This is a genomic window from Sorangium sp. So ce302, from assembly GCF_051530145.1.
GTDB lineage: Bacteria > Myxococcota_A > Polyangia > Polyangiales > Polyangiaceae > Sorangium > Sorangium cellulosum_B.
In genome coordinates this window covers 4,518,507-4,530,824 of sequence record NZ_CP150326.1, presented here as the reverse complement: position 1 = coordinate 4,530,824, position 12,318 = coordinate 4,518,507, and the positions used below count along the sequence as shown (strand labels likewise).

General features: G+C 69.6%; 11 protein-coding genes. 2 read left to right on the top strand and 9 right to left on the bottom strand.

The window, feature by feature from the left end; translation table 11 throughout:
* Positions 1-5: 5 nt before the first annotated feature.
* Positions 6-827, bottom strand: coding sequence for a phytanoyl-CoA dioxygenase family protein (locus WME73_RS17215; RefSeq protein ID WP_437746529.1), 822 nt, complete (start codon positions 825-827; stop codon positions 6-8).
* A gap of 880 nt (positions 828-1,707) precedes the next feature.
* On the opposite strand from WME73_RS17215, the gene WME73_RS17210 reads away from it, so the two are divergent.
* Complete coding sequence (locus tag WME73_RS17210) at positions 1,708-2,055, top strand: winged helix-turn-helix transcriptional regulator (protein ID WP_437916367.1); 348 nt, start codon at positions 1,708-1,710, stop codon at positions 2,053-2,055.
* Positions 2,056-2,164: 109 nt separating this feature from the next.
* Positions 2,165-2,422: a PAN domain-containing protein gene (locus WME73_RS17205; protein ID WP_437746527.1), complete on the top strand. Its 258-nt coding sequence runs from the start codon at positions 2,165-2,167 to the stop codon at positions 2,420-2,422.
* A 783-nt stretch (positions 2,423-3,205) separates the two neighbouring features.
* On the opposite strand, the gene WME73_RS17200 is transcribed toward WME73_RS17205, so the two are convergent.
* Genes WME73_RS17200 through WME73_RS17165 form a run of 8 tightly spaced genes read right to left on the bottom strand, consistent with a single transcriptional unit; the run spans position 3,206 to position 12,005 of the window.
* Complete coding sequence (locus tag WME73_RS17200; RefSeq protein WP_437746526.1) at positions 3,206-4,051, bottom strand: carbohydrate ABC transporter permease; 846 nt, start codon at positions 4,049-4,051, stop codon at positions 3,206-3,208.
* Positions 4,044-4,934 (bottom strand): carbohydrate ABC transporter permease, encoded by an 891-nt coding sequence (locus WME73_RS17195; protein ID WP_437916366.1) that lies wholly within the window; start codon positions 4,932-4,934, stop codon positions 4,044-4,046. Before WME73_RS17195 ends, WME73_RS17200 begins: the two co-directional genes overlap by 8 nt.
* Positions 4,931-6,253 carry an ABC transporter substrate-binding protein gene (locus WME73_RS17190; RefSeq protein ID WP_437916365.1) on the bottom strand — a complete coding sequence of 441 codons (1,323 nt, stop codon included), beginning with the start codon at positions 6,251-6,253 and terminating at the stop codon, positions 4,931-4,933. Before WME73_RS17190 ends, WME73_RS17195 begins: the two co-directional genes overlap by 4 nt.
* A 1-nt stretch (position 6,254) precedes the next feature.
* On the bottom strand, positions 6,255-7,331 hold the full coding sequence (locus tag WME73_RS17185) for an ABC transporter ATP-binding protein (protein WP_437916364.1): 1,077 nt from the start codon (positions 7,329-7,331) through the stop codon (positions 6,255-6,257).
* A 49-nt stretch (positions 7,332-7,380) separates the two neighbouring features.
* A complete protein-coding gene (locus tag WME73_RS17180) occupies positions 7,381-7,545 on the bottom strand; it encodes a hypothetical protein (protein WP_437916363.1) in 165 nt (54 codons plus the stop codon).
* Between the two features lie 8 nt (positions 7,546-7,553).
* Complete coding sequence (locus WME73_RS17175) at positions 7,554-9,737, bottom strand: family 1 glycosylhydrolase (RefSeq protein ID WP_437916362.1); 2,184 nt, start codon at positions 9,735-9,737, stop codon at positions 7,554-7,556.
* A gap of 2 nt (positions 9,738-9,739) precedes the next feature.
* Positions 9,740-10,864 carry a UDP-galactopyranose mutase gene (gene glf / locus WME73_RS17170; protein WP_437916361.1) on the bottom strand — a complete coding sequence of 375 codons (1,125 nt, stop codon included), beginning with the start codon at positions 10,862-10,864 and terminating at the stop codon, positions 9,740-9,742.
* Positions 10,857-12,005, bottom strand: coding sequence for a glycosyltransferase family 1 protein (locus WME73_RS17165; protein WP_437746519.1), 1,149 nt, complete (start codon positions 12,003-12,005; stop codon positions 10,857-10,859). Before WME73_RS17165 ends, glf begins: the two co-directional genes overlap by 8 nt.
* Between the last annotated feature and the right edge of the window lie 313 nt (positions 12,006-12,318).

Here is a 12,318-nt window from a genome sequence, read left to right as displayed (position 1 = left end):
AGTGATCACTCCGTGAGGATGCTCTCGGGGCCGGCGATGACCGGGGTGTAGTCACGGCTCGCGAGGAACTCCGGCCGCGGCGTCGCGACCGGGTGAGCTCGATTGAGAACGCTGTTGTACGTGACCAGGATGAGGCACCGGTCGATCGGCGTGATGTTGTTGCTCGACCCATGTACGAGGTTCGGGTGGAACAGAAGCACGGAGCCGGCGGATCCCACCGCGGTCCGTACGGGGTAGCGAGCCGCGAGGTAGCGCACCTGCTCGCGGCTCAGCACGTACTTGAGGTCCGCGGTCAGGTTGTGGATCCACGCCGGTTCGCCCGCGTAGGCCCCGCCTTGGCTCGCGGACGGGCGCACCTCGATGACGCCCTCGCGGTGCGAGCCGGAGAGGAACATGAGCGGGCCGTTCGCCTCCGTGTTGTCGTCGACCATGACAGCGACGTTGACCAGCCGGGGCTCGGGCAAGCCGTCCTCTTCACGCCAGAAGATGAAGTCCTGGTGCCAGGGCCAGAGCTCGCCGGCGAACGCCGCCTTGAGGTTGATCTTGAACTGATAGACGAACACCTCATCCGCCAGGATCTGGCGGCACGGCTCGACGAGACGAGGGTGGCGGATCAGCCTGGCGAAGCTCTCGAACGTCTTGTGCTGGCCGTGAACACCGCGCACGGTCTGCCCGTCCCGCTCGAGGACGCGGCGCGGCGATTCCTCGGCGAGCGCGACGCGGGCATCGGCCCGGATGCGCCCGAGCTCGGCGTCGGACAGCACATTCGGGATGATCACGAACCCGTCTCGATTGTAGGCGTCCAGCTGAGTCTTCGTGAGCTTCATGAGGATCTCCTCCAGTGGTCATGGCCGTCATCAAAGCGACGGCGAGCCGCAGATACAGCGTCGTGGAACAATGCGACGCAGCGGTGAGCGCTTGTGCGGTCATCCCCTGGCGCACGGCGATGCTGCTGTACCCGGTAGACAATGCACTTTGCAGGCCAATCGCGTATTCGCGCTCACAGAGCGCCGGCCGTGTCCGGCGCCCGTCGGTGGTCCCGGAGGTGGAGGGCACGGCGGAGCGCGGAAGGCGCCGGGCGCGGAGCGCAGGTCCGCGGAAAGGCTCCGCTTTAGGGCGCCGCGCCCATGGGGCGCCGTCTCCGTGACACGTCACGGGATCTATCGCGCTGCCGCCGTGACATGTCACGAGGCCTGTCACGCTGCCGCCGTGACATGTCACGAGGCCTGTCACGCTGCAGCCGTGACATGTCATGGGGCCTGTCACGCTGCAGCCGTGACATGTCATGGGGCCTGTCACGCTGCCGCCGTGACATGTCATGGGCGCCGTGCCTGGGCCGGCGTCCATCTCGAGGCGCACCCTGGGAACCAGGCTTGTCGCGCCGACGCTCGCGATCATCGCGTGATGGGGCCCTCACGAGAGGCCGGCCCCTGGCCGCTCGGCCGTGAGCGCCGCGGCACCACCACCAAGCGACCTCCGCATTGCTCGAAGGGGATGTTGCCTCGCAGGAGGTTGCGACCGCGGGTATCCGATCGAGACCGGGATCTACGCCGCTGGCGAGCTCCTCGACGGCCCGTTCTTCGCCGAGCCGCGCTGCCGGGGCCTCAAGGCCCGGCTGAGCATGTTCAGCGACAGTACCTACTTGTTTGTTTGATACACACCTTTGGTAAGGATCGAGCGGGCGCAGTCATGACGCAAAGGAGTTCGATGGCAACGACAGCGAGACGTGGTCCGTACATCTGCGGCATCGACGCCGCGATGGACGTGGTGTCAGGCAAGTGGAAATCGCTGATCCTGTGGGAGCTGAACAATCACGGCACCCGCCGCTTCGGCGAGCTGAAGAGTGGCCTGCCGGGCGTCAGCGAGAAGATGCTCATCCAGCACCTGCGCGAGATGGCGGAGGACGGACTGATTCATCGCGAGGTGTACCGCGTGGTGCCACCCAAGGTCGAGTACTCGCTCACCGAGCACGGCCGCACGCTCAATGAAGCCCTCCGCCCGCTGGGCGCCTGGGGCACCGAGCGGATGAAGCGCCTCGAGGCCGGCCAGCGATGATCCCGCCGGGATCTGGGCAAGAGGGCTCGAAGATCGCCGCCGACTTCCCGGCAGCTACCTCGGTGATCGTCGAGGTCCTCGCGCCGGGCGTCGCGATCAGCGCGGCGGGATGGTTCATCTTTCGGCGCTATCGGCCCGAGGCCGGTCAGCGATAAGCTTGCCTCGACGCGCCGACCGGAAGCGCTCCGGCGCGAGATCGGTGACGCCCTCGCCGAGGTGCGCGGACCACGATCTGTGCCAGGCGTTCACGTATGTTCCTCCGGGCGTGCAAGGCGCACAGGCCCGCTGCTGGCTGAAGTCCATCGCCAATCCCCCCACGGCCTTCACGGGGATGGTGTCTGGTCGCATCCTCCGGGAATATCCGTGAACGCGTGGTGATCACCCGTGCGTGACATGGTCATCAACCCCGGCGAAATGAGGGCGAGGCAGGACATCCATCGTATGGTCAATGGATAGCAAGAATAGAACGACGTGCCTCTCTCGTGTTTTTTTGCGCCTTTGGGCCCTGGCGCCTTAGGCGTTGAATTCTCCGCTCTACCGCTGCGCGTGGACGCACCTACGCACCGCCTGCGCGACGACGGTCCGTGAACAGGCGACGCGTCCCACGGATGCCCTCGACGCATCGCTCAGAAGTGCGATGCGGTAGGGCGCCCCGCGGATGCCCGCAAGTCGTTCCGTGCTTGCTCGGCCCGGGCGCCCAAAGTCCTGTGGGGGGAGCCAGAAAAAAGAGCGCCCATTCGACGGCGGGGGGGAAGCCGTCACGGGCGCTCTGCCGTGGTTATCTAGCAGGACACGGGCCAGGGCCCATCCGTACTTGTTTCAAGGACTTGCCCGTAAGGGAGCCCCTGAAGTTTTCGATCCTGAGATGGTCGCTTGCAGACCTGGCGGATGCTCTCGCGCCGCGACCCCAGGGTCGTGCGGCGGCGGTCCAGCGCGATCACCGCTCGTCGTCGTCGCCCGGATCTACGTCTTCCGACGCCTCGGCCTCCGTCTGGCCCTCGTCTGCCGCGCCCTCGCCTTCCACGCCGGCCTCGCCTTCCTCCCCTTCCCCCTCGCGAGCAGCGGGCCGGGCGGCTGGCGGGGGATGCGCAGGACGGGGAGCGTGCCAGGGCTCGCCGAAGGGGGTCGGCTTTCCGGGCGAGGTCACGGTTCAGCGCTTGAGCCCGGTCCGAGCGAGCCCCTCCACGAAGTACCGCTGCGCGAACAGGAAGAGCACCACGAGCGGCAACATCGCGAGGGATGCGCCCGCCATGAGCACGGCCGGCTCGCCGCCGTAGGCGTTCTGGGTGCCGGCGATCATCTGCTGGATGTTCATCTTCTGCGGAGAGGTGATGTAGACGAGCGGCCCGAAGTAGTCGTTCCAGGCGGCCTTGAGCCCGAGGACCGCGAGCGTCGCGACGGCCGGCCCGGCGAGGGGGAAGACCACCCGCGTGAACGTCTGGAAAGGGTTCGCGCCATCCAGCGTCGCGGCCTCGATGAGCTCGTCCGGAATGCTCGCGAAGTACTGCCGCATCAGGAAGATCGCGACCGCGCTGCCCGTCGCGCCCGGCACGATGAGCGGATAGTAGGTGTCGATCCAGCCGATCCGGGCGAAGCCCACGAACTGCGGGATCAACGTGACCACGCCGGGCAGCATCATCGTCGACAGGAGCGCGGCGAAGATCGCGTCACGCCCAGGAAAGCGGAGCTTCGCAAAGGCGTAGCCGGCGAACGAGGCGGTGAGGAGACCGCCGAGGGTGGAGGGGACGGCGATGAGGAGCGTGTTCCAGGTGCCGCGGAGGATGTCGATCTCGGCGAAGGCTTGCCGGTAGTTGGCGAGCGTCGGGCGGGCCGGGATCCAGCGGATCGGGACCGCGTAGATCTCGTCCGCCGGCTTCACGCTGGTGCTGATCATGAACGCGAAGGGCGCGAGCACGAAGACGGCCACCAGCGCGAGGACGGCATAGGAGAGGAGCCGGAGCGCGCGGCGCTCTCGGGACCTCCGGCCGCTACTCATCGTGCACCCAGCGCCGGGCGAGGCGGAACTGGAGCACGGTCACGATCATCACGAGCGCGCCGAGCACCCAGGCCATCGCCGACGCATAACCCATCTGGAAGTACTGAAAGCCGGTGAGGTAGAGATAGAGCATGAACGTCGCCGAGCGGAACTCCGGGCCGCCGCGCGTCATCACGTAGACCTGATCGAAGCTCTGCAGCCCGCCGATGACGCTGGTGACGGCGATGAAGAACGTCATCGGGCTGATGGCCGGCAGGGTCACGTGCCGGAAGCGCTGCCAGGCGTTCGCCCCGTCGAGCTCCGCGGCCTCGAGGAGCGATCGCGGCACGCCCTGGAGCGCGGCCAGGAAGAGGACCATGTTGTAGCCGAGCCCGCTCCAGATCCCCATCACGACGAGCGCGGGCTTGACCAGGTGCGGGCTCGAGAGCCACGCGGGCGGGTCGGCGACGCCGAGGGCGCGGAGGTACGTGTTGATGAGCCCGTAATCGGCGTTGTAGATCCACTTCCAGAGCAGCGCCGCGGCCACGATCGAGCACACGGAGGGGATGAAATAGACGGTGCGGAAGAACCCCTCCAGCCTGAGCTTCTGGTTCAACAGGAGCGCGAGCAAGAGGGAGATGGTGATGCCGATCGGGATGCCGAGGAGGTAAAAGGCCGTGTTGGCGAGCGTCCGCCAGACGAAGAAATCCCGGGCGAAGAGGCGAGCGTAGTTATCGAGGCCGACCCAGCGCGGCGGCGTGAGCACCTCGAAGCGGGTGAAGCTCAGATAGAGCGACGCCAGCATCGGGCCGAGCGCGAATACGACGAAGCCGAGCACGGGGACCGCCACGAACGCACAACCCCATCGCGCCTCGGCGCGGGCGCGCGGTATCTGCTTCTTCAACGCGCTGCCTCCGGTCCGGGGTTGTTCTCCCGCATGGTTTGCTCGACGACCGGCGCGAGGGCCGGGAGCAGCTCGCGCGCGCGCCGTTCGCCGCGCCAGACCTGGGGGATGAAGCTCGAGAAGACCTCGTGCCAGAAGGCGTTGGGCAGCTCGGTCTCGGGGCTCGGACGGCTCGTCTCGGCGGCGCGCAGGAAGACCTCGGCGTGGGCCGGCCGCTGCCCGGGCTGGAGGAAGGCGGCGGTCGCGGCGACCGATCGCTGATTGGGCACCTGGAGCCCGGATCGGGCGAGCTCGCGTTGTCCCTCGGGGCCGGCCAGGTACTCGATCAACGTGAACGCCTCGGCGATGCGCCGGCTCGCGGCGCTGACGGCGAGCCCCACGGAGCCCGACCAGCTCACCGAGGTCATGCCCGGCTTCGGGACCGGCACGGGCGCGACATCCCAGTCGAAGCGCATCCGGCGATAACGCGGGACCATCCAGCGACCATCGATGTGCATGGCGACGAGCCCGGCCTCGAAGAGCTCGCTCTGCCCGGCGCCGCCGCTGCGGGCGAGGTTGGGCGCCACGTGATGGCGGAGGGCCAGATCCGCGCACCACTGCACCGCGTCCATCGACACGTCGGAGTCCATGAGCCACCGGCGCGGCGGCGCGTCCACGATCTCGCCGCCCGCGGACCACACCGCGGCTTCATAGGGATATCCGCTGATCCCCCAGTGCTGGACATACCCTTCGCGGTACGTGAGCGCGCGAAAGGCAGCGATGGCCTGGTCCCAGGTCATCGGCACCTCGGGATCCGGCGCGGGGACGCCGCGGCGGCGCAGCGCGTCCTTGTTGTAGTAGAGCACCGTGGGGCCGATGTCCTTCGGCAGCGCGTAGAGGCTGCCCTCGTGGAGGACGCGGCCATTCCAGCGGTAGCGGTCCAGGGCGGTCGGCCAGATGTCGGCGAGGTCGAGGGTCCGACTCTCCTGCACGAGACCGTCGATGTCGCGCAAGACGCCCTGACTGACCATCTCGCCGAACGCGCCGTCGGGCACGTAGAAGACATCGGGCGCGCGCTTCGCCACGATCATCAGCCGGAGCTTGTTGAGGTAGTCGTAGCCGACGCCGGGCACCTGCGTGTACTCGACGTGGATCTCGGGGTGGATCCGCTCGAAGGCGGCGAGCGCCGACCGCATGATGGCCCGCTCCTCCGGCATCCCCCAGCCGACGAAGGTGATGGTGGTGCGCGCGACGTGCGAGGGGGGATCGGCCTTCGAGGCGCATCCGGCGGGCGAGATGGACGCGCACCAGACCACGAGCCAGAGCGCGCGACGGGCCACCTCAGACCCGCTCCTCGGTGCGCGGATCGAACAGGTGGACGTGCTCCGGCGCGGCGGCCAGCGTCACGCGCGCGCCGACGGCCGGCGTCGTGCCGCGATCCAACCAGCGGGACACGATCGCGGCGTCGCCGACGCGCAGGTGGACGTACGACTCGAACCCCATCGCTTCGACCACCTCGACATCGCCCTGCACGCCGAGCGACGCGCCGGCGGGCGCCGGGCCGAGGTGCTCGGGCCGGACGCCGGCGATCACCCGGCCCTCGCGGTGCTCCGGCGTCCTCGGCAGCGCGAGCCGCACGCTGGGCGCCGAGAGCACCGAGGTCGGGCCGTCGAGGCGGAGCTCGGCGGGGATCAGGTTCATCGGGGGTGAGCCGATGAACGTCGCGACGAAGACGTTGGCCGGCCGGTCGTAGAGCTGCTGCGGGCGGTCGTGCTGGAGGAGCGCGCCTCCGCGGAGGACGGCGATCCGCTCCCCGAGGGTGAGCGCCTCCGTCTGATCGTGGGTCACGTACACGAGCGTCGTCCCGAGGCGACGATGCAGGCGGCGCAGCTCGGCGCGCATCGAGCTGCGCAGCGCGGCGTCGAGGTTCGAGAGCGGCTCGTCCATGAGCAGCACGCCCGGCTCGCGCACGATGGCGCGCCCGATGGCCACGCGCTGCTGCTGGCCGCCCGAGAGGGCCCGCGGCTTGCGCTCGAGGAGGTGATCGATCGCCAGCGCGCGCGCCGTGGCCTCCACGCGGCGCTTCACCTCGTCGCGCGGCACGCGGCGGAGCGCGAGCGAGAACGCCATGTTCTCGAAGCACGTCATGTGCGGGTAGAGCGCGTAGCTCTGGAAGACCATGGCGACGTCGCGCTGCTTCGGGGGCACGTCGTTGACCACGCGGCCGCCGATGGAGAGCGTCCCGCCGTCGACGTCCTCGAGGCCCGCGATCATCCGGAGCGTTGTCGACTTGCCGCACCCGGAAGGCCCGACGAGCACGAGGAGCTCGCCGTCCTCGATGCGCAGCGACAGGTCCTCCACGATGGGCGCGCTCCCCTGGTAGCGCTTGTACACATGCTCGAACGCGATCGCGGCCACGCTTCCGCCTCCTCGGCGCCGCTGCTCGTGAACCGCGGCGTGGGCGAGATCAAGCTGCCGGGCGGGCGCCGCCTTCGCGTCGCCGGACGAGCACCCAGCTGAACGCCGAGCCAAGGATCTCGGCCAGATCCGCGACGTCGTGACCGCGCGCGACGAGCTCTTCGGTGATCACGCTGCCAATGTAGACGGCTCCGCCGGTGACCCGGATGCGCATGAAACCTCCTAACTTTGTGGCCGGGGGTCACGCTCCGCGACGTAGCGCGCGAGCGCGTCGTCGAGCGACGGCAACAAGAGCCCGCGGCCGCTCCCGAGCGCGCTGTACCGCGGGCGCAGCGCGGCCAGGCCGAGCGCGCGGCTCGGGCAGCGCACGAGCCGCGTCGCGGGGACGCGCGCGAGCGCCGCGCTGCGCGAGGCGAGCTCCGCCCAGCTCGTGGCGTCCCGGTTGGCGAGGTGCCAGATGCCGCGCTCGCCGTCGATCAGCAGATCGAGGGTCACGTGCACGAGATCCGGGACGTAGGTCGGCGATACGATCACGTCGTCGGCCGCGTGGAAGCTCCGGCCCTCGCCGAGGGCACGCAGCGCGGCGCCGACGAAGTTCGCTTCGTCCCAGGGACCGAAGAACGCGGCGGTGCGCACCACCAGCGCCTCCGGGAGGATCGCCAGGACGTTCCACTCCGCCGTCGCCTTGCTCCGGCCGTAGACGTTGAGCGGCCGCGCGGGATCGGTCTCCACGTACGGCGAGCGCTGCGCGCCGTCGAAGACCAGATCGGCCGAGAAGGTCACGAGCCGCGCGTCACGCCGGCGACACGCGATCGCGAGCACGGCGGGCCCCAGCGCGTTCTCGCGCTCGCAGCGGTGCGGCTCGCGCTCGGCCTCGTCGACACGCACGAACCCCGCCGTGTTGACGACGGCCCACGGGGCGAACCGATCGAGGGCGCGCTCGACCGACGCGGGATCGGCGATGTCCATCTCATCGCGCCCGATCGTGCGATGGGGCAGGCCGCGCAGCGCGCACAGGCGCGCGAACGCGCGGCCGAGCGTCCCCTTCGCGCCGGTAATCAGGATGGGCGGGCCGGCGGCGGCAGCCTCGGGCGCGGGCGCGACGGCCGCGACCGGACCGTACGTCAGCCGCCCCGGGCGCCGCCACCAGCCCGGCGCGGCGAGCACGGGATGATCGAAGCGATCGCCGCGCGCGAGCGCGGAGACCAGCCGCGCGAGCGCCGTGGACCGCGGCTCGGGGCCGCGCACATCGAACACGCCCGGCTCGTAGTGCCCGCGCTCCTCGGTGACGAGGCAGCTCCAGTCGAAGCAGCCGAGCAGCGACCACGCGGTGACCGCGCGCACGTCCGCGCCCGCCGCGCGCGCCGCCTCCGCGGCGCGGAACGCCTCGACCAGCCAGCGAAGCTGCTCCTCGCGCGGCCCGCCGAGGTGCACCTCGCTGATCGCCACCGGCCGGCGGTAGCGATCCCAGACCTCCTGGAGCCGCGCGCGGTGCCCGTCGATGCCCTCGGCGACCGCGCGCACGGCCTCGACATCGGCATACGCGTGCTTGCCGTTTCCGCCGTGCGACCAGGCGGGGTAAGAGGCCAGCCGCTCGTCGAGGAATCGCTCGCTCGTGATGTAGTAGTTGATGCCGAGGATGTCCGGCGGACATGGCTCCTCGACGAACCACGCGAGCTCGGCGGGCGAGGCGCCCCACCCGAGGAGCAGCGGAAACAGCGGGTGATCGCCGTTCACGCGCCCCGTGAGCAGATCGAAGCTGAGCCAGCGCCGGTGATTCTCGTGCTCGGCCTGGTAGGCGAGCAGCGCCGTGCTCGTCGTCTTGCCGACATCCTCGGTCTGGATCAGGCGCGCCCGGGGGATCACCTCCCGGATGGCGCGCATGGCGAGCGCGATCGCGCGGCACTCGGTGAGCAGCGCGCGCACGAACGTGCGCGGATCGCGGCCGTGCGGGTACCAATGCCCGTAGAGGCCCGAGAAGCGGGCCGTCGTGAGCGGCTCGTTCACCGGCGTCCAGTCGGTGACCCACGGATAGCGCTCGGCCGCCGCGCGGGCGAAGCGGGCGAGCCCCTCGGAGAAGCCCGGATCGACGAGGCTCGTGTAACGCGGGCCGCTGCCGTGGTGGACGAGCCCGATGATGGGCCGCACATCGAGCGCCCGAAGCCGCTCGATCCGCGCGTCGGCCCAGCCGAAGTCCAGGCGCTCCGGCCGATCGGGAGCCGTCCGCTCCCAGAGCACGGGCATGCGCAGCGCCTGGATCCCGAGCGCGGCGAAGTGATCGAGATCATCGAGGCGGCGCGCGTGCCCGCTCCGATCGATCTGGTGGTGAACCACGTCGCCGACGCGGTTGACCGTGCACTCCACGCCGCCCCAGATCTCGAGGGGCGCCCTCGCCTCGTCCGCCATGGTCAAGCCGCCTTGGCCGCGGCGAGCTGTCGGTTCGGCACGCCGGCTAGCTTGGCATAGAGGGTGAGCGCCTGCGCCACCACCTGGTCCATGTTGTAGTAGCGATAGGTCCCGAGCCGCCCGGCGAAGTGGACGCCGGGCGTCTCCTTGGCGAGCTCCTCGTACCTGCGGTAGAGGGCCGCGTTCTCCGGCCGCGGCACGGGGTAATACGGATCGCCCTCGCCCTTCGGGATCTCGTAGACGACGGTCGTCTTCGGGTGCACCTGGCCCGTGAGGTACTTGAACTCGGTGACCCGGGTATAGGGGTTCTCGTTCGGATAGTTGATGACCGGCGCGTCCTGGTACCTCTCTTGATCCTTGGTCTCGAAGTGGAACTCCAGGGATCGATACGGCAGCTTTCCGAAGCGATAGTCGAAGAAGGCGTCGACGGGGCCGGTGAAGATCACCTCGCGATGAGGGATCTCGCTCTGCATCTCGCGAAACGAGGCGTTGAGCAGAATCTTGATGTTCGGGTGATCGACCATCCGCTCGAACATGCGCGTGAAGCCGTGGAGCGGCATGGCCTGGTAGGTGTCGGTGAAATACCGATCGTCGCGGTTGCTCCGCACCGGCACGCGCGCGGTCACGGCGGCGTCGAGCTCGGACGGGTCGAGTCCCCACTGCTTCCGGGTGTAGTGCTTGAAGAACTTCTCGTAGAGCTCGACGCCGACCTTGCTGACGATCACGTCCTCGCTGGTACGGATCTGCTCGCGTCGCACGGCCCGGGAGGCGAGGAACGCCTCCACCTCGGGCGCGCTCAGGCGCAGGCCGTAGAGCTGGTTGATGGTGTCGAGGTTGATGGGGATGGGGACGAGCTGCCCGTCCACCCAGGCGCGCACGCGGTGCTGGTACGGGCGCCACGCGGTGAACTGCGAGAGGTACTCGAAGACCTCCCGCGAGTTGGTGTGGAAGACGTGGGGGCCGTACCTGTGCACCAGGACGCCGGCGGCGTCGTGGTGATCATAGGCGTTGCCGCCGATGTGCGGGCGGACATCGCAGAGCACCACCTTCTTGCCCGAGCCGCGCGCGAGCCGCTCGGCGAGCACGCAGCCGGCGAAGCCGGCGCCGACGATGAGATAGTCAAACATCGGCGCCCTGCCGCGCCGCCGGGCGCCGGCCCACCCTCAGCACGCCGTCGAGGAGCTTCTCGATCTTCGACCATGTCGCGTCCCACGATCCCTGGGCGAGTAGCGCGTCGGCCCGCGAGAGCCGCGCGGCGTGATCCTCGGCGAGGTACGCCTCGACGGCGGCCACGAAATCGCCAGCGGTGTCGGCGATGCGCGCGAGGCCGAGCTCGCCGTAGGGCCGGACGACATCGCGGATCGACGTGGAGACGACGGGCTTGCCGCCCGCGAGGTACTCCGGCGTCTTGGTGGGGCTGATGAAGCGCGTGGCCTCGTTGCGCGCGAACGGAAGGAGCGCCACGTCCCAGCCCGCGAGGTAGGCGGGCAGCTCCTCGTAGGTCTTCTTGCCTAGATAGTGAATGTTGGGCGCGCGCGGCAGGCTCGCCGGATCGATCTTCACGACCGGACCGACGAAGACGAGGTGCCACCCAGGCCGGGCGGCGGCCACGCCGGCGATGAGATCGAGATCCATGCGCTCGTCGATGACGCCGAAGTAACCGAGCCGCGGGCCTGGAATCGTGGCCTGATCGGCGGGCGGCGCGAGCGGCCGGCGCGCCGCCGAGAAGTGGGCGATGTCGACGCTGCTCGGGAGCAGGTGCACGTTCGCGTGCAGCGCCCTCTTGGACTCGTAGAGGCTGCGCCCTCCCGTGAAGACCACGTCGGCGCGGCGGAGCAGCTCGGCCTCGTGATGCTTGAGCGCGGGCGGCGCGCCGGCGAACGCAGAGAGCTCGTCCATGCAGTCGTACACGACCGCGCTGGCCGCGAGGTGCCGCGAGAACAGGAGCGCCATCGGCGTGTAGTACCAGAGCACGTGATCGTCGATGCCGAAGCGATCGAGCATGGCGTCGACGAGATCGCGCTGTAACGCGTGGATCCGCGCGTCGTCGAGGCCTGGCGGCAGGTGCGGCGTGACGACGCGCACGCCGTGGCGATCGACGTGCGCGGCCTCGATCCGCGGCGGCCCGTCGCTCCACACCGGCTCCTCGAAGAAGAACACGCGTCGCGTGCGCGCGCAGCGCGAGAGGAGGTGCTGCGGGCGCTGGAAGACGAAGCTCCAGCGCAGGTGCGAGAAGCAGACGACGTCCGGCCGCCGTTTCGGGCTCATGCTTGTCCTCCTCGATGGCGGCCGCGGCGCGGCTGATGTGCACGAGCGTGCCGCCTGGGAGGGGCAATACAAGGAACGTACCTAACGGGAAGTACGTGTCACGAACAGCAGAGCTCGCGAGCGAGTGCTCACGCCCTCGAGATGAGCACCTCGGGGTGAACCCGGATCGGGCGTCGTACGCCCGCGCAACGCGCTCGGCCACGGCGCAACCGGATCCGCGCTTCGCGAGGATCACCACCGCGCCGCCGAAGATGGCCCGCTCGATCGCCCGAGGGCCACCTCCATCGCGGAGCTCGGCCGCCTTTCAGCCATC

Bases quoted from the DNA above. Each gene is read 5' to 3' on its own strand.
- WME73_RS17215 (WP_437746529.1), bottom strand. From the start codon at position 827: ATGAAGCTCACGAAGACTCAGCTGGACGCCTACAATCGAGACGGGTTC.
- WME73_RS17210 (WP_437916367.1), top strand. From the start codon at position 1,708: ATGGCAACGACAGCGAGACGTGGTCCGTACATCTGCGGCATCGACGCC.
- WME73_RS17205 (WP_437746527.1), top strand. From the start codon at position 2,165: ATGGTTCATCTTTCGGCGCTATCGGCCCGAGGCCGGTCAGCGATAAGC.
- WME73_RS17200 (WP_437746526.1), bottom strand. From the start codon at position 4,051: ATGAGTAGCGGCCGGAGGTCCCGAGAGCGCCGCGCGCTCCGGCTCCTC.
- WME73_RS17180 (WP_437916363.1), bottom strand. From the start codon at position 7,545: ATGCGCATCCGGGTCACCGGCGGAGCCGTCTACATTGGCAGCGTGATC.
- WME73_RS17175 (WP_437916362.1), bottom strand. From the start codon at position 9,737: ATGGCGGACGAGGCGAGGGCGCCCCTCGAGATCTGGGGCGGCGTGGAG.
- glf (WP_437916361.1), bottom strand. From the start codon at position 10,864: ATGTTTGACTATCTCATCGTCGGCGCCGGCTTCGCCGGCTGCGTGCTC.
- WME73_RS17165 (WP_437746519.1), bottom strand. From the start codon at position 12,005: ATGAGCCCGAAACGGCGGCCGGACGTCGTCTGCTTCTCGCACCTGCGC.